Source organism: Paenibacillus sp. FSL L8-0644, assembly GCF_038008165.1.
Lineage (GTDB): Bacteria > Bacillota > Bacilli > Paenibacillales > Paenibacillaceae > Paenibacillus > Paenibacillus polymyxa_D.
The window spans coordinates 1,867,247-1,881,989 of sequence record NZ_JBBOYN010000001.1; the positions used below are offsets into that span (position 1 = coordinate 1,867,247).

20 protein-coding genes and 3 pseudogenes are annotated in these 14,743 nt (G+C 36.6%); 14 read left to right on the forward strand and 9 right to left on the reverse strand.

Annotation, left to right across the window (positions count from 1 at the left end):
* Positions 1-113: 113 nt before the first annotated feature.
* From NSS94_RS08465 to NSS94_RS08480, 4 genes and pseudogenes are all read right to left on the reverse strand, one after another.
* Complete coding sequence (locus NSS94_RS08465; protein WP_069012767.1) at positions 114-314, reverse strand: hypothetical protein; 201 nt, start codon at positions 312-314, stop codon at positions 114-116.
* Between the two features lie 404 nt (positions 315-718).
* Positions 719-1,880 (reverse strand): annotated as a pseudogene (locus NSS94_RS08470) (IS3 family transposase).
* A 166-nt stretch (positions 1,881-2,046) separates the two neighbouring features.
* On the reverse strand, positions 2,047-2,502 hold the full coding sequence (locus NSS94_RS08475; RefSeq protein ID WP_341039154.1) for an AraC family transcriptional regulator: 456 nt from the start codon (positions 2,500-2,502) through the stop codon (positions 2,047-2,049).
* A gap of 377 nt (positions 2,503-2,879) precedes the next feature.
* Positions 2,880-3,485: a CPBP family intramembrane glutamic endopeptidase gene (locus tag NSS94_RS08480; protein ID WP_069012764.1), complete on the reverse strand. Its 606-nt coding sequence runs from the start codon at positions 3,483-3,485 to the stop codon at positions 2,880-2,882.
* A gap of 230 nt (positions 3,486-3,715) precedes the next feature.
* Here NSS94_RS08480 and NSS94_RS08485 point away from each other — a divergent pair, with 230 nt between their 5' ends.
* The 5 genes and pseudogenes from NSS94_RS08485 (at position 3,716) to NSS94_RS26210 (ending at position 5,131) form a co-directional block, all read left to right on the forward strand.
* On the forward strand, positions 3,716-3,937 hold the full coding sequence (locus NSS94_RS08485; protein ID WP_208332473.1) for a hypothetical protein: 222 nt from the start codon (positions 3,716-3,718) through the stop codon (positions 3,935-3,937).
* A 22-nt stretch (positions 3,938-3,959) separates the two neighbouring features.
* Positions 3,960-4,250: a hypothetical protein gene (locus tag NSS94_RS08490; protein ID WP_069012763.1), complete on the forward strand. Its 291-nt coding sequence runs from the start codon at positions 3,960-3,962 to the stop codon at positions 4,248-4,250.
* A gap of 2 nt (positions 4,251-4,252) precedes the next feature.
* A complete protein-coding gene (locus NSS94_RS08495; protein ID WP_069012762.1) occupies positions 4,253-4,519 on the forward strand; it encodes a phage holin family protein in 267 nt (88 codons plus the stop codon).
* Positions 4,519-4,867 (forward strand): annotated as a pseudogene (locus NSS94_RS08500) (lysozyme); the annotation flags it as partial. The gene NSS94_RS08495 and the pseudogene NSS94_RS08500, both read left to right, overlap by 1 nt.
* Before the next feature lie 123 nt (positions 4,868-4,990).
* Positions 4,991-5,131 (forward strand): stalk domain-containing protein, encoded by a 141-nt coding sequence (locus tag NSS94_RS26210; protein ID WP_432420082.1) that lies wholly within the window; start codon positions 4,991-4,993, stop codon positions 5,129-5,131.
* A gap of 95 nt (positions 5,132-5,226) precedes the next feature.
* On the opposite strand, the gene NSS94_RS08510 is transcribed toward NSS94_RS26210, so the two are convergent.
* Positions 5,227-5,823 carry a hypothetical protein gene (locus NSS94_RS08510; protein WP_208332475.1) on the reverse strand — a complete coding sequence of 199 codons (597 nt, stop codon included), beginning with the start codon at positions 5,821-5,823 and terminating at the stop codon, positions 5,227-5,229.
* A 199-nt stretch (positions 5,824-6,022) separates the two neighbouring features.
* Here NSS94_RS08510 and NSS94_RS08515 point away from each other — a divergent pair, with 199 nt between their 5' ends.
* The 5 genes and pseudogenes from NSS94_RS08515 (at position 6,023) to NSS94_RS08535 (ending at position 8,612) form a co-directional block, all read left to right on the forward strand.
* The gene (locus NSS94_RS08515; RefSeq protein ID WP_208332478.1) at positions 6,023-6,964 is read left to right on the forward strand and encodes a DUF4238 domain-containing protein; all 942 of its coding nucleotides are present in this window, start codon (positions 6,023-6,025) and stop codon (positions 6,962-6,964) included.
* Between the two features lie 19 nt (positions 6,965-6,983).
* Complete coding sequence (locus NSS94_RS08520; RefSeq protein WP_141695483.1) at positions 6,984-7,202, forward strand: hypothetical protein; 219 nt, start codon at positions 6,984-6,986, stop codon at positions 7,200-7,202.
* Between the two features lie 388 nt (positions 7,203-7,590).
* On the forward strand, positions 7,591-7,917 hold the full coding sequence (locus NSS94_RS08525; protein WP_069011225.1) for a DUF2500 family protein: 327 nt from the start codon (positions 7,591-7,593) through the stop codon (positions 7,915-7,917).
* Positions 7,918-8,045: 128 nt separating this feature from the next.
* Positions 8,046-8,333: a DUF2500 family protein gene (locus tag NSS94_RS08530; RefSeq protein WP_069011224.1), complete on the forward strand. Its 288-nt coding sequence runs from the start codon at positions 8,046-8,048 to the stop codon at positions 8,331-8,333.
* Between the two features lie 46 nt (positions 8,334-8,379).
* Positions 8,380-8,612, forward strand: a pseudogene (locus NSS94_RS08535) (hypothetical protein).
* 71 nt (positions 8,613-8,683) lie between these two features.
* On the opposite strand, the gene NSS94_RS08540 reads toward NSS94_RS08535, so the two are convergent.
* Positions 8,684-9,130 (reverse strand): hypothetical protein, encoded by a 447-nt coding sequence (locus NSS94_RS08540; RefSeq protein WP_341039156.1) that lies wholly within the window; start codon positions 9,128-9,130, stop codon positions 8,684-8,686.
* A gap of 340 nt (positions 9,131-9,470) precedes the next feature.
* On the opposite strand from NSS94_RS08540, the gene NSS94_RS08545 reads away from it, so the two are divergent.
* The 3 genes from NSS94_RS08545 (at position 9,471) to NSS94_RS08555 (ending at position 10,849) form a co-directional block, all read left to right on the forward strand.
* Positions 9,471-9,953 (forward strand): hypothetical protein, encoded by a 483-nt coding sequence (locus NSS94_RS08545; protein ID WP_069011221.1) that lies wholly within the window; start codon positions 9,471-9,473, stop codon positions 9,951-9,953.
* A 384-nt stretch (positions 9,954-10,337) separates the two neighbouring features.
* Complete coding sequence (locus NSS94_RS08550) at positions 10,338-10,556, forward strand: hypothetical protein (RefSeq protein ID WP_069011220.1); 219 nt, start codon at positions 10,338-10,340, stop codon at positions 10,554-10,556.
* A gap of 5 nt (positions 10,557-10,561) precedes the next feature.
* Positions 10,562-10,849, forward strand: a complete 288-nt coding sequence (locus NSS94_RS08555; protein WP_141695482.1) for a hypothetical protein — start codon at positions 10,562-10,564, stop codon at positions 10,847-10,849.
* A gap of 359 nt (positions 10,850-11,208) precedes the next feature.
* Here NSS94_RS08555 and NSS94_RS08560 read toward each other — a convergent pair whose 3' ends face one another.
* Positions 11,209-12,099, reverse strand: a complete 891-nt coding sequence (locus tag NSS94_RS08560) for a hypothetical protein (RefSeq protein ID WP_245231554.1) — start codon at positions 12,097-12,099, stop codon at positions 11,209-11,211.
* A 161-nt stretch (positions 12,100-12,260) separates the two neighbouring features.
* Here NSS94_RS08560 and NSS94_RS08565 point away from each other — a divergent pair, with 161 nt between their 5' ends.
* The gene (locus NSS94_RS08565) at positions 12,261-12,596 is read left to right on the forward strand and encodes a YolD-like family protein (RefSeq protein WP_069011219.1); all 336 of its coding nucleotides are present in this window, start codon (positions 12,261-12,263) and stop codon (positions 12,594-12,596) included.
* Positions 12,597-12,695: 99 nt separating this feature from the next.
* On the opposite strand, the gene NSS94_RS08570 is transcribed toward NSS94_RS08565, so the two are convergent.
* Complete coding sequence (locus NSS94_RS08570; protein WP_069011218.1) at positions 12,696-13,151, reverse strand: hypothetical protein; 456 nt, start codon at positions 13,149-13,151, stop codon at positions 12,696-12,698.
* Positions 13,148-13,816: a zinc-ribbon domain-containing protein gene (locus NSS94_RS08575; protein WP_069011217.1), complete on the reverse strand. Its 669-nt coding sequence runs from the start codon at positions 13,814-13,816 to the stop codon at positions 13,148-13,150. The genes NSS94_RS08570 and NSS94_RS08575 overlap by 4 nt, the downstream gene beginning before the upstream one ends.
* Positions 13,817-14,743 lie beyond the last annotated feature (927 nt).

Below are 14,743 nucleotides of genomic sequence, written 5' to 3' on the forward strand. Positions count from 1 at the left end.
TACAACGGAGGATTTGCTACGGAATATTTGAAGAGGGTTGAGGCATAACAGCCTTTACCCCCGTACTCTAAAACCCTTCAGATTTATAAAACTACTTGCAACTACCAATTCAATTATAACTGAGAGAGGTATTCTATACCTTCTGTAACTATAAAAAATCCCAAAACGATAAATATAAAGTAAGCAAAAAAGGTTAGAGCTTTTAGTGTCGTTTTTGGGATTCTTTTTTTTGCTTCTGGATCACGAGTGATTATAAAAGCTCTGAATGCAGCATAAAGCGGAATACACATAAGAAGTACTGTTAAAAAGTTCATGTTTCTCTCCTGATTTTTTGAATTTAATTTTATCAGATTTAATTGAGGTGAACAATATGTTAAATGAAGTTATAGACAATATGAGAGACAAAGTTTTAACTCGATACTTATGATGATTGGATTGTCAACAGTAAATCTGGATTACTAAGGAATATTTCTTTTAAAAATGAAAATGGGAAAGTTTTAAAGCAAGTTTCCTTGGGTGGAGGAAGTGTCCAAGAAAATCTAACTGTTAATTTAACAGGGGTTCATAAACTTGACATTGAAATAACAGGAGACGGTTTTGGCATCGTAGATTTTATTAACCCTACTATTAAATAGTAACGATCAGTCATATAAAGTTTTTTTAAGCCACCCGATGCTGGTCATACCCCTGTCAAGTAGACAGAACTAAAAAGACATCTTTAAGCGGCAACCGTTTCTCGGTATTCAATTGGGGAACGGTTGTTTAATTTTTTCTGAAATCTATTTTCATTATAAAATGAAATGTACTCCCGTACGTGTTGTTCTACCTCCGCTAGGGTTCCGGGTTTCGTTAAATAAATCTTCTCTGTTTTAAGATGGGAAAAGAAGGATTCTATACAGGCATTGTCTAGGCAATTTCCACGCCTTAAATGGCTTCCAAGCATTCCAAGCCGCTTAAGTTTGCGGTTAAACGGCTTGGAGGTATACTGAAACCCCTGGTCTGAATGGAGAATGACACCCTCCATGTTCACGTTCTTACTTAGAACGTCTAGCGTCTCGCTAACTAGAGCAAGGTCATTTCGTTCCGAAAGACGCCAAGCCACAATTTCATTGTTAAACAGATCTTGAATGACAGAGAGATATACAAACCGCTCTCCAGCTCGTATGTATGTAATATCGGTAACCAGCTTGGATAAAGGAGAATCTGCCTGACATTGTCGATCTAATCGATGGGCATTTACCACAGATGCCTGTTTGCCGAAAAAGCGCCGCTTCTTTCGAATGACGGAACGGATTCCTAATTCCTTCATTAGGCGGTACACCTTTTTGTGGTTGACCAAGATACCTTCTCTACGTAAGCAACGGTCATACGCAGATAACCAAAATAAGGGTGAATCCGGTGGATCGACAACATATGCAATTCTAGGAGCTCTTCCTCTTGCTTACGCTGCTGGGTTGTTTGCTGAGTCTTTCTCCATTTATAATATCCTGCCCGAGATACATAGGCTAATTCAAGTAACCATTTCAACGAATATCGTGTTCGCATTCCCTCAATAATTTCAAACCTTGTTTCTTTCCTCGTCACTCCTTGTGTAGATTTGGATACTGCTTTTTTAAATATTCAATCTCCGCCCGTAGATACGCCATCTCTTCTTCCATACTGGAAAATTTCGTTTTGGGTCGTCCCTGCCTTGTGGTCGTTGGCTGGAGGTTCTCCCCCGCTCGATATTTCATCACCCAGTTTTGCACTTGGGATTTATTACGAATGTCCAAGTGTTTCGTCACTTCACGAATACTCATATGTTCTTCGTTCACCAACCGGACTGCCTCCATCTTCACATCTAAGGAGTATTGCCGGAATGATTGTCCCTTTTTAGCCATGAAAAATCCCCTCCGTTCAACAAGTTAAGTCCATCTTACCAGGTGTGTTTTTTCTCTTGTCTACTAGAAGGGGATAATACCATAAACAGAGGGCTTTTACTTTTATAAAAGAGGATTAGTATTAGACTGCCTTCAATAATAGAAATAACCCTATGCCTTAATACGTTTATTGAATCGGAACGCAAATTTCGCAATAATGATTATTAATAAGTTCAACTGTATATCGCTCCAAGATAGGTCTGGTTTCATCTAAGCTGAACCTTTGATTTTCCAACTCCAGGAATATTTCAGTCCAAGCCTTTTGAACAGCTTCTGCTGTATGATTTATTTTAAAAACAGCGTATCTTCCTCCACTAATGTTGCTCAGACTTACTTCATCAGTATTAACACAGTAATCATCAGGAAGAACCAAACATGTATCGTAGCGACAATTTTTCGGCTTCACAAATGCAGGATTATCTTGGGCAATACCAAGGATAATAGACTTATCATTAAATAATTTATTAGATTCTACCCAGTATTTAAATTTCTCCATTAGTTGTGAATTTGCAATTCCATAAGGACCAATCTGTCTCATGTATACAATTCTACAAGAAGGTATTTTTTCAATTTCAGCTTTCATTTTTTCTTCTCTTTCTTTTTATAGTACATCGATGTCTGAAACCATCATATAATGCTTTAAAATTAGAAACAAATCAATTTTTAAAATAGTCAAATTGGCGCCTAGTACCCACCGTTCTTTATTCTAAGAAGGCTTGGTAAATAATTGTTTTATAGGCTTTCTTACTTAATTCAGTGCCAACTCTTTTTAATTATTTTATCGTCTTAGGATTCCGATTAGAGTTTAGATTTAAGCCTATTAGTTCAGAAAACGGCAGCCACTTTATCGGCTGCCGTCTCTTCATGTTTATTGAGTTATTGTGTCCCGTTAGCTTTATATAAATATTTATCAACGTACAAAAACATAAAGGATTGACGCACTAAAAGGAATAGGTACCTTCACTGCCTTAAATAAATAAGAATATTATAGACACTATGTGCAATCGTTGGAGCCCATATCGAAGAAGTCTTTTTATATATAAATCCAAGAATGTATCCTACGAGAAATATGGTCACATAGTTAAGAAGTGAATATCCTGAAATAATACCTATTGGAAAGTGTATCCCCATAAAAAGTATCGCTTGTATAAAGCTATATCCTTTTACCCGATGGTCTCTTAGTTTATTCATAACGAATCCCCGGAACACCACTTCTTCAGAAAATGCCGCTAATGGTGTAATGATCCATCTGATTCCTATGTCAAATCTAAAACCATTAAAGATAGTAACCTCGATTACTACCAATAATAATCCAATAATTCCGCCAGTAAATACTCCCTTGATAATATTTTGTTTTAATTTTATGTAGTCAATGATTTGTTGCAACCTTACTCGATCGATATATACGAAATAAATGAATACCAGCCCGATCCAAAAAATCAGTTTTATTAAGAATGATATCAAATAAAGATTCAAATCAGATATTTTTGGATGGAATGTTAGTTCCTTAATTGTCCAGCCTATGTAAAAAAACAATATAAAGAGAATAAGTTTACTTTTAGTCATTTTATTGTTTCCTTTAATAAATTTCAGCTGATGGTTTAATATTACCATAAATTATTCTGTAACTCTAATATCTGTAGTGATTTTAGATTCGCGTTTATTGGGGATAAATAGAACAATGTTTCCCTTTAAAATCCGCAGCGTTATAGCAACAGAAGTAATTTAAGATATGAGTATGAAAGCCTCTGATAACTCAGGGGCTTATTTGGCGTCCCAAGGAGGTGATTATAAAAGTGACAAAAATAAAATCTGCATTGGATATACAACTGGATCTAACAAGGCCGGTTGAAGAATTGACGGAGGTAATTTCTGCTGTCATTGCTTCGCAACCAGCGCGCCGGAAGGAAATACTTAAAGGATTGGATATAGCTGTAGGAAATGCACTAGCAGAGATACAGGCTCAAGAGGAAAAGGATCAGAAAACAGATGATGATAGTTCAGGAAAAGTTTCCTGAACGCAGAGACGGGGGGGACACGATGGATATTACAGTTATTTTTTCGTTAATTGCTGCGATTAGTGGGATTATTTTAGGTTGGGCCGGGCGCAGCAGGTCAATGTGGCAAGACATCATTCAAGAGGCGGGAGCGGAAGCTTTGCAGCGTGCGGATGTTGATTACATCAAGCGCGGCGTGGACGACATTCGGCTCGAACAGCGGGTGCAGGGGCAAAGGATTGATGCCTTATCCGAACGGGTTACGCGGGTTGAAGAATCAGCGAAACAGGCTCATAAACGACTTGATCGAAAAGAAGAAACGGGAGGAATTTAACAATGGATTGGAATACAGTATGGTCGTTAATCGGCCCTGAATTGTTAATCGTTGTAGCTGTTTGTTGGGTTATTGGTATAGGGATCAAGCAAACGCCTAAAGTGCCGAACTGGAGCATTGTATATATCGTCACGGGTGTTGCTGTGATCCTAACGGTCTGGATTCAAGATTGGGGGCCGCAGGCAGTCATTCAGGGCGTGCTTGCTGGAGCATTCGCCGTGTACGGGAATCAGTTGGTCAAGCAAATGAAAAAGGGGGCTGACAAGTAATGCGGAAAATATCGAAAGCGGGCCTTAGTTTAATTAAGAACTTCGAGGGTTGCCGCTTGACAGCTTATAAAGCTGTTCCGACCGAAACGTACTGGACCATAGGTTGGGGGCATTACGGACCGGACGTTAAAGCAGGTATGACCATAACACAAGCCAAGGCCGATGCTATGCTGGTGGAGGATTTATCCAAATGCGAGGCGTATGTAAACAACCCGGCCTATGTCCCGGTAACCGACCAGCTCACGCAAAGCCAGTTCAACGCGCTCACTCTGTTACAACTGCGGGGCCGGAAGTCTGAGAACACTCTGTAAAGGACGCGCGGTGGCGCAGATTGCCGCCAACATCACGAAATATAACAAGGCTGGCGGGAAGGTGTTGGCTGGTCTGACACGCCGTAGAATTGCAGAGTGGGCTCTGTTCAAAAATACTGTCGCAGACACTAGAGATTATAAGACAGTGGACAAGGTTAACGTGGTTGTAAACGGTAAGGGTATCGCTGACGTTAAGATGATCGATGGCAAAACCTATGTTCAGCTACGTGCCGTGGGCGAGGCGTGGGGCGCTACAGTGAATTGGAACGACAAAACTAATACAGCTACAGTAAGCAAATAGGTGCAAGAAGAACGTCCTAATTAACAGAAGGGCGTTCTTCTATAAAGTAAGTTATTTTTACTATATGAGCACGATTTAATAATATTTCGCTATTATTAAATCGTGCTCATATTTACTATAAAGTCACCTTTTTTCGTAATGGTAATTAATCTAGCATTTAATAATTCTCCATTTATCATCTCAATGTTTAAGTAAACATTTTTAAAAAATGAACTAAGTGTTTTTTCAAGTAGTTCGTTTAACATAACAATAAATGAGTATGAAAGAACATACCCTATGAAAATTACCATAAGAAATAACAAAAATGATTGGGAGAAAATAGATTTTTGGTTTCGATAAAATTCCAATGAAAAATTTATTATATAAAAATAGACCATTATTAGCCATAAAGTTATAATGATAAATATGTATCTTCTAGGCATTTCTATATTCTCTTTTTTAATTTTCCTTGTAGAAATTATTGTAAAAGTAATATAAATGAGAAAAGCTGATACTGTTGCTAAATAACCATTTACGTATTTTGATAAAAAGAACGATACTGCAATTATCAATACCATTGAAATGGGAATTACTGTCCAATTACTTACTTTTCTTTTTAGCTTATATCTATTCTCCATTTTTTCAATCATACTTATATTAGTATCTAAAAAGTTTGCTGCTTTAACTATTGTCCCTAAATTTGAAAAAATCATTATTATGAACCCCTCACATTGATTAAAAATGAATTAAATTAAGATTTATTTTACAAACGATTCGACAGAAAGGATGATTTTTCCTTCTAACTATACAGTAGCGTTTTCATAATTAGCAAGAGCCTCTTTATAGCTATAAAGGGGCTCCATTAGAATAATTCTGTCTAACAAGGGATGATAATTTTTGTATAACACTAAATTGAAAAGAAAACATCATTTTATTCCACAAACTCATCTTGCTAATTTTACTAAGGATGGAACTATAAATAGCCGATTGTGGGTTTTTGACTCTCTAAATAGTGGTCAGTGGGAGTCAAAAATCCGTGAAGTTGCCCACAAAAGAGATTTATATAGGGTTCATTATCCAGAAGTCAAGCCTGATATTTTTGAGGATATATTTGGAGAAATTGAAGACAAGGTAGGCCCTATAATAAGAGGTGTATGTGAAAAACTACTTATGCCGATGGGCGATGAATACATATGGTTAATGAATTATATAGCTTTGTTGGCTGAAAGAACACCTGCTCGACGCGAAGTGATTTCAAAACCTATGAAAGAGTTACAGAAACTATTTGTTGAAATGGATTCTTCCGCTTCTGAATATCATAAAACCATGATGGAAGAAACATACATGGATAATATCACCAATAAAGAACGACGTAAGGTTACATTTGAAGATGAGCATTCCATTAGGCTTGATAATAATACACATATGAAATACTTACTTACTGCGATTGATGCTATCATACCTTTTCTAATTGATAGAAACTGGAGTGTTGTTTACTGTCCTCCAACATTAGGGGATTTTATCTGTTCTGATAATCCTGTCAGCTTACATTGGGTAGAAGATAAAGATCGAGGGATATATTCTTCTCCAGGGTATGGACTTATGGGAACAGAAGTGAGCATTCCATTAAGTAGCAGAGTGATGCTTTTAGGACGCTTCGAGCAAGTCCATCCTGCTTCTGGAATTATTCCTTCAAGAAGAACGCTCGCAATTTTAAATAGCTACACAGGTATGTTTTGTGATAGGTTTATATTTTCACGTAAAAACGATTTTTTTTGGTATACTGCAAAGAATAAAATAGGGAATATAAGAGATTTCAAACAGATAGTAAAAGAAGAAGCTGAATCCAAATAAGGAATATGAGGAAGAGGAAGTGGAATTGTTTATGAATATAGCTGGGTTAATTTTAAATATGTTAGGTACTGTGATAATGGCAATTGATGTGTTATGTGTAGATCCGCAAGCAGGAACATACGCTGATTTAACAGATGGAAAGAAGAAGGCATATAAAAGTAGAAAATTTGCAATTGTAGGATTGTTATTTATATTTCTGGGTTTCTTACTTCAATTTTTTGTTGAAGTATCAAAATAAGATGTAATTGAGATATTATGTCAGATAAGTAGTTATTGAGTATCTCGTTGAAGGATTGTCTAAACATTCACCGAATCATTATTTGAGGTTAACAGCATGAAACATACATATAAGATATTTGCAAAATAACCCAAATCGATTATACTCTCCATATAAATCCGAAAGCATCGGTGATACCCTGCTGGCATACGCTGGTGGGGGGTTTTTCTGTTTGCCGTTGGAAGGATATCAAATTAAACAGTTCAATTTCCGATATTATATTTAGTAATGCAGTGTATAATTTTATAAATCATACAGGGATTTTAAATATGAAACTTATAAACTGTAATAATGTAAAGGAATAATATAACATTTAGATCTTGAGTATGTTAGGAGGAAGTGTTTATATATGGGAGAACAAGCTATTTTGTGGATTTTTGTTATCGGTGCTTTTTCTGTTTTTTGTATAATACCGATTATAATGCAAACATGGGAAGACATCGACAACAAAAAGAAACCTATTGTGACCCGTGTGGCTAAGGTACTTGATAAGCGAATGTACCAAAAGGAAGACAGTTCGATTAGATACTACTATTTTACCTGTGAATTTGAAGATGGAGAAAGAGGAGAATTTGAAGCACCTGAATCTGAATACGGAGTAACTATTGTTGGAGATAGAGTTATTGTACTTCAGCAAGGTACATTTTCAAAGGTCGAGAGAGTTGTTGGCAATTAATAAGCATTGAGGTTCTACTTGCGTACTGATAACAACACATCTTGAAGCGCCGTGGCACCCTATTGGCTAAGTTGGTGGGGTGTTTTTATGTTATGGAATACTATATAATTTTGAGGAGTGAATAAAATATGCTCGAAGCGTTTCAAATTTTTCTTACCATGATCGGTTTAATATTAGTTGTTTTTGTGCCTATTATAATATCTTCAAACCGAGAACATGCTAGAAATTTAAAACAACCCAAAATTGAACGAATCGCAAAAATAATTGATAAACGAGTAGACTGGGTGGAGAATTCTTCAACAAAAAAATATTTTATTACATGCCAATTTGAAGGATCGGATCGGAAAGAAGTCAGAGTACAGGAAAATGAATATGGCATTTTAATCGTTGGAGATGAGGTTAAAGTAATAACCTAAGGTACTTCAGAAAAGGTGGAACGTATTACAACATGAGGTGATCAGCATGAACCAAACATATAAAGTGTTAAAGTCGGATATAGAATTATTTGCAGCTGCATTAAGCCAGGTAAAGGTGTACGTTGTTCAGTCATTGGGAGAGGATTTGATATCGGTTATAGACTATGGTGGCACTATAGAAAAGTTTTCGACTGATTCGGTTAAGATTGCCGAGCTTATTACATACGGAACCAGTTTGAACTTAGAGTAGATGTGAAAGAGGATTCCAACGGTATATAGCCGATAGAGTCCTTCTCTGTTTTATGTGAGGCGGATGTATATGAAGCCACTTAGTAATTTCTGTACATTAATTAGAACTGTCTTGCGCTTATATTGAGGTCCATCTGGGAACCGTCTTGGGTGTAAATGTATACACTATATGAGTTTTTACTTTGGGAATAAATTTGCAAGGTCTTTTGACTACCAGGTGAAACCGAAGTGTCTATAGAGGTGCTAGAACCTGCTTTCTTAATCTCTACATAAACTGTTGAACTTCCATTATCTTTAACGAACACATTGGCGTCTTCTCCATTCTCAGGGATCATGGTGAAGGTTTTCTCAAATGCTCCTTTTCCAGTGTGATGTATCGGATTAATCAATTGAACATCAAAAGGAGTAATAACATGCCCGTCCTGATTCTCAGTATTTTCAATCACTTTAATGAAACCATTATCAGTTTGATTTGCTGAAATTGAATCCTGTGCAAAAGCAGCAGGGCTTAGTGACAGAAGCAATGATGTGGCGATACCAAAACTCATTAATCTTTTCAAATTAAATCACTTCTTTCTATAATTTAACTACAAAAATAATTATAATTAATCTGCACATCTGTGTACATAGTCACTAAGTACCATTAAATGATGTTGTTATGTGAATCAACTGGGGGGATAGTTTGATTTATCTATATATAGTAAAAAGCTCTGCTAACCTTAATTGGTCAGCAGAGCCTTTTTCGTTGATCAGTTTGAATTTAGAGTGACGCGAAAAAGGCACTTAATCAAATGTGTATTTTTCATGTCAGACAAAACTCCCCTTACTTTGACAGTTATTAAGCTGTATGTTTATTGATGAAGATTAAAAGAAGGAGGGGACAGAAAAATGAGTATGAAATTAGGAAGGAAAGCTACTTTATGTTTTTCCACAATCGCTCTCTTGTTTTCAGTTATCGCTCCGCTGTCAGCTTCTGCAGATGCAGCAACTGTAACGCTTGACACTTACAAAAAATCTTCAAATCAAGAATTAGTTTTATCACAATCGGTAATTTTTAAAGATGACACGGCATATACAGATGTATCTATTATAGGGAAAAGAGTGAAATTTTCAATTAATGGTTTAGAAAATCCTTTTAATGCTAATTATTATAATCGTTTGGCCTGGACAAGTGATGAAAATACACCGAGTATAGAAAATACGTTATCAGTAAAAATTGCCCCAAAAACAGGGAGTCTTTACGGTTCCTCCAGCTATGAGAACCTTTCTCTGATAAAACAAAAAATCACCTCTGATTCAAAAGTATATGGATGGATTCAATTAGAATCAAAAGAGTGGGCTAAAGCAGGATCAGCTATAATTAAATATTAAAAAATCCTTAACGTTTGAAGTAAGTGAATACTCTAGATAAATTGAAAAGCTCTGCTAACCTTAATTGGTCGGCAGAGCTTTTTTCGTTGATCAGTTTGAATTTAGAGTAGATGTGACAAAGGACTCCGCTGGTATGTAACTAGTATGGAGTCCTTTGTTGTTTATTATTTTATTCCAATCTTAAAGGTATATAGTCTTAACGGTTGCTGAATGGTCCTCTATTAATATAGTGGTTGTTGTTATCATAAAACGGGGGTTTATTATATGTATAATTTTACAAAAAATTGAAAAGTTATCTGTTCTTTTGTCTAAAACCCCATTACATACTATATTTATGATACGATTCGTGTGTTACATAAATTCAATTAATTGGAGGGATTTATTATGAAAAAATTATTATCTGTTGCCGTTACGTCTATTCTAGCTGTCACCATGGTGACCCCAGCTTTTGCTTCTGAAGTTAGTCATGCTGTAGTTCCAGCCTCAACAGACGCAACATACAACATAAAATCTGTAACTCCATTTGCTGAGCCGGTAACAAAGATGTCTACAGAGAAGCAGAATCAAAAGCATCGCTTCAATCAATTTACTATTACACGTTAAATGGTGTGAACAGCTATACTATATCAGATGAGGCATTCAATATTTCCGGAGGAAATGTAAATATTACATTAGTTCAATATTTAGAAGATAGTCGTTACAATCCTGTTGTTAGCTACCAATTAGTGGGGTGGGGAAATAATAGTCATGAGCAAATAATTTCAGTTCCAGGGACATTTACTAATCTGAATACAACAAGAACTTTTTACAATGTTAAGCCAGGAACATATAAGTTAAGAATCGGTAATGTGGGAGAACTAAGTCCTTTATGGGGAAATGGATATCTTACTTATTGATTTTTAAGTATGTGAAAAGTTTCTTTAACTATGAAATACCTCGTGGAACATATCAGAGGCGATTGAAAAAGTCCCTTTGTTGCAAAAGGTAAAGTTACTCATGAAAAATGAGGAGTCTGTACCTTTTTTCTGCCAACAGCATAGAACCCTGAGATAAAGACAGGAAGGCGCACAGAGGACATAAAGGCGGGGCTACTGGCTTTGGAACAAGACAACAATATTGCATGGGATAACAAGAGCGATACCCGCCACATCATGATAATAGAGGGCTGGGATCGCGATCAAAAGATCGTTACGCCTCCTGGCTGCAAATAGGTACTATACAGAATAAAACAACCCCGGATTGCTCCGGGGTTGTTTTATTCGAGACCAAATTGTGCTTTTGCTTGTAGTTTGTTGCCTTGGAATGTGAAAACGGCATTTGCACCAGGTCCGACTTCACCTTTATACGAATACATTACAGTATAAAATTCGTCTCCTTTTTCACCAACCTCTGAAACAGCCTCACCGGGACCACCGATAATTTTCGCAACTTCCTCATAAGTCATTCCATTTTTAATGTTGTTATATTTAGCTTTGGTAATAATTCCGAGGTTTGGCGATTCTGCTACTGTCCGACCCTCTATTTTTCCGTTATATAGTTTCCAATGGGCTTCTCCCTTAACACCACGGGAACCAAGTTCACCCTTAAAGGTAACTATATCCCCCTGGTTAAGACCATTTAATTCTGAACGATCTGAAACTTTTACAACAATAACATCCCCGAGTTTTTTCTTTTCAGCGCTAATATCTGACCATGATTCACCGTTGTAATCTGCTGGTTTACCATAGACATAAAGGCTGCTTGATCCAGCTTCAATAACAACGCCTGACCATGAAACAACTTGATTTCTTACACTGTCGAATGCTTCCCCTTGCTTGGATACTGGCAATGCAAAGAGAGCAGATGAAAACTTATCAAAAGGAAGCGATGTGTCAATCAATGTTTTTTTAGCATCAGTCTGTCCCTTTTGAACTGGTTCAGTAGTAACTTCGTTCCCTTTAACAGGTGTGGTAGCTACCGGTTTGGAATTAGTTTCGGTTGGTTTCTGAGTGTCAGCGACTGATATTCCAATAATAAATACTAGGAAAGCACCTAAACCAAAGAGAAACATTTTCTTAGCCTTGCCGTTCTTTTTTATTAAAGCTATAGCCCACAAAACAAAAAACACAAAAAAAGCCAGCAAAGCAATCACAGCAATTGCAGTCATTACATAACCCCTATCTATTGGTAATGTTATAGTAAAATTAGTATATATGACCTAGGAATAATTTTCTAGAACAAAAGTCTTAGAAGTAGAAAACAAAAGCCCTTGTAAGGAACATACGTTCGGGATATAATTTGAACATATTACATCAGGAGGCTACATACATGTCTAAAAAACTAGAAGATAACGGATTATGGGAAAGCAGTCGCATTATCATACCAGAGCATAAAGAGGCTTATCTGAAGCTAATGAAAGACCGTCAGCGGCGCGGTAAACCGGAGTTGGATGACCAAGAGGTACAATTAATCGAGCATGCTCTAATAGAGTCTTACAATTCACGTCAGCCTGTGACAGTGGTTGTTTTCAGTCCGTTTGACGATGCGGAGTTAACAGGTGTGGTTACATCAATAAACACCGCTAGACGTGAAGTAAAACTATTTCGTGATGAGGATGATTTTAGTTGGATTAAGCTAGAGGATATTATATCAGCTATTGTATAGTCCCCTAAAAAGGAACGGGCTCACTGAGCCTTCTTCGAACAATGGATTTTTGAGCAGTAAAAAGAGCCTTCGATTTCTCCCGAAGACTCCGCATGTGGACTAATCTTGAATTGCTGTTACGACTCCATTTTCGAAATAGATGTACTTGTAATGATCATAGACCCATTGTTCGTTTACACCGTAAGTAGTAGTGTTCTTATTAATATGTTTGGGTAGTCCCCATTTTGAATAAGTTACTTCCTGTTCAGACATACCAATTTGGGGAGCGAGTTTTTCGGGCGGGATATCCTCGTAATATCCAATCTTGGTGAAGGTGTTGACTCCAAGGCTTTCATCCTTTGAAATAAGCTTGTCATTCTTTAGGTAATAAATTGTGCCGTTATCAGCATGTAATTCTGTACCAATTAGGATAACAGGCCAGGTATAAGTGCTTTCATCTTGAGAATTAAAGGAGAGTACCTTGGTTACTTCTCCATTTTTAAAAGTCAGTTTCTCGTAACCTGATTCATCTTCCCAAATGCCTTGAAAGCTATTATACAAAGAAGCTTGAGTCAAATATTGTATTGAGTCCTGATAGTCTTTACTTGCATGAATAATTCTTTTGCTTCACGAAAGTTATACGCCCTAAATTGTTTAACTCCTTCCCGATAATTCGCTTCTCTCAGTAAATTAGAGGAATCTTTATAATCTTGGATTGGTTCAAGTAATTCAATTGCCGAAGCGTAGTTACCTTGGGAGGAATTTTGCTTTGCCAGTAAGTATATTGATTCTGTTTTTAGCTTGACACTATCTTTGTAGTTGACTAAATTGATAAACAATTCAATAGCCTTTTCGTATTCTTTATTTTTTAGAAGGTGTTGTGCCTTTAGATAATTTGTTTCATTAATCAACTCATCGGAATCTTTGTACCCATCCAAATTGGTGAAGGTGGCTTGAGTTGCTTTGTCAAATTCACCGTTATTCATTAATGACTTGGCCTGAATATAACTGATATAGGGAGCTGCGATTAAAAAGCCTACGATAATAAGGCATAAAATAAGAAATGGAGCAATTGAGATAATAATTTTCTTTCTATAGCTGATCTCTTTAGGAATCGGACCATCATTCCTAATTTCGGATGTTTTTTCTTGCGGTGCTGTATTGATAGTTACTTCCCTTCCGCAATAATTACAGAAGGCGCTTCCTTTGGGTATTTCTTTCCCACATTTATCACAGAGCATTCTTTTTTACTCCTGCCTTTCCTGGAACTCTGCTGCTTCATAAAAAGTAGTCTATCAAACATAGGAATATTTTTCTAGGTCTAATTACATGAGAAGAATTCGGATAACCTGTCTATAAATAAATCTAACGAGGTGATGCATAGATGCATATTGAATTTATTACATCTGATTCTACTGATATTACGAGCCGCTTGTTATGAGTATAATTATAAAAAATATGGAAGTGTACAGCGTGACAGGCGTTATGTAAGAATTTCAACGGAAGAACAGACGTGCAAGATCATCTGGAAAGATCATCGTTTGAAATTGCTGACCAATGATGATGTTACAAAATACTTGATAATGATTTTTAGGGAATTTCTTAGAGACATTCTTAGTAAAACAATAATGGCTACTGGAGTATGAAAATAGCTTATTTCTAGAGTCAGGTGATCAATATTGAAAGGAGGTTGTTTTAACCGCCCTTGTGAATTCGGAAAGTAGTTTGCGTAAATACATAGTAGAAATGACTACAGGCCGACGAGCTGCTTTGGTTCTGGGTGGGGGGCAAGTCTAACAGTTGTCCTAAAGGAGGTATTGGATGAGGAAAAGAAAGGCGAATGTTAATCGCCAAAGAAACATCATATATAATAGAAGAAAAAATTTAGGCTTTCGGTAAAATGTGATACCATCCATGATACCGAAAGCTTTGAAGACTAAAGAAAAATCGTTAATTTAGCTGTGCGCACAAATACATACATCCTGTAATTAAGCGGATTCTCGTTTCGTTTGCACCTAATCCAAATCGAGATGGAAGGCAGTATCGGTTAAAATCCATTAACCCTTGGTGTCACGAGTTTTTGAAGTAATCTTAAGCTTGTTAAATCCGAGTCATGCCGATTTTATGCCGACTCGGATTTCCTGCTAGTATAGGAGACGAACTTTTTA

Excerpts from the sequence above, each read along its gene's own strand:
- NSS94_RS08465 (WP_069012767.1), bottom strand. The coding sequence starts at position 314 with ATGAACTTTTTAACAGTACTTCTTATGTGTATTCCGCTTTATGCTGCA.
- NSS94_RS08475 (WP_341039154.1), bottom strand. The coding sequence starts at position 2,502 with ATGAAAGCTGAAATTGAAAAAATACCTTCTTGTAGAATTGTATACATG.
- NSS94_RS08480 (WP_069012764.1), bottom strand. The coding sequence starts at position 3,485 with ATGACTAAAAGTAAACTTATTCTCTTTATATTGTTTTTTTACATAGGC.
- NSS94_RS08490 (WP_069012763.1), top strand. The coding sequence starts at position 3,960 with ATGGATATTACAGTTATTTTTTCGTTAATTGCTGCGATTAGTGGGATT.
- NSS94_RS08495 (WP_069012762.1), top strand. The coding sequence starts at position 4,253 with ATGGATTGGAATACAGTATGGTCGTTAATCGGCCCTGAATTGTTAATC.
- NSS94_RS08510 (WP_208332475.1), bottom strand. The coding sequence starts at position 5,823 with ATGATTTTTTCAAATTTAGGGACAATAGTTAAAGCAGCAAACTTTTTA.
- NSS94_RS08525 (WP_069011225.1), top strand. The coding sequence starts at position 7,591 with ATGGGAGAACAAGCTATTTTGTGGATTTTTGTTATCGGTGCTTTTTCT.
- NSS94_RS08530 (WP_069011224.1), top strand. The coding sequence starts at position 8,046 with ATGCTCGAAGCGTTTCAAATTTTTCTTACCATGATCGGTTTAATATTA.
- NSS94_RS08540 (WP_341039156.1), bottom strand. The coding sequence starts at position 9,130 with ATGAGTTTTGGTATCGCCACATCATTGCTTCTGTCACTAAGCCCTGCT.
- NSS94_RS08545 (WP_069011221.1), top strand. The coding sequence starts at position 9,471 with ATGAGTATGAAATTAGGAAGGAAAGCTACTTTATGTTTTTCCACAATC.
- NSS94_RS08550 (WP_069011220.1), top strand. The coding sequence starts at position 10,338 with ATGAAAAAATTATTATCTGTTGCCGTTACGTCTATTCTAGCTGTCACC.
- NSS94_RS08560 (WP_245231554.1), bottom strand. The coding sequence starts at position 12,099 with ATGACTGCAATTGCTGTGATTGCTTTGCTGGCTTTTTTTGTGTTTTTT.
- NSS94_RS08565 (WP_069011219.1), top strand. The coding sequence starts at position 12,261 with ATGTCTAAAAAACTAGAAGATAACGGATTATGGGAAAGCAGTCGCATT.
- NSS94_RS08575 (WP_069011217.1), bottom strand. The coding sequence starts at position 13,816 with ATGCTCTGTGATAAATGTGGGAAAGAAATACCCAAAGGAAGCGCCTTC.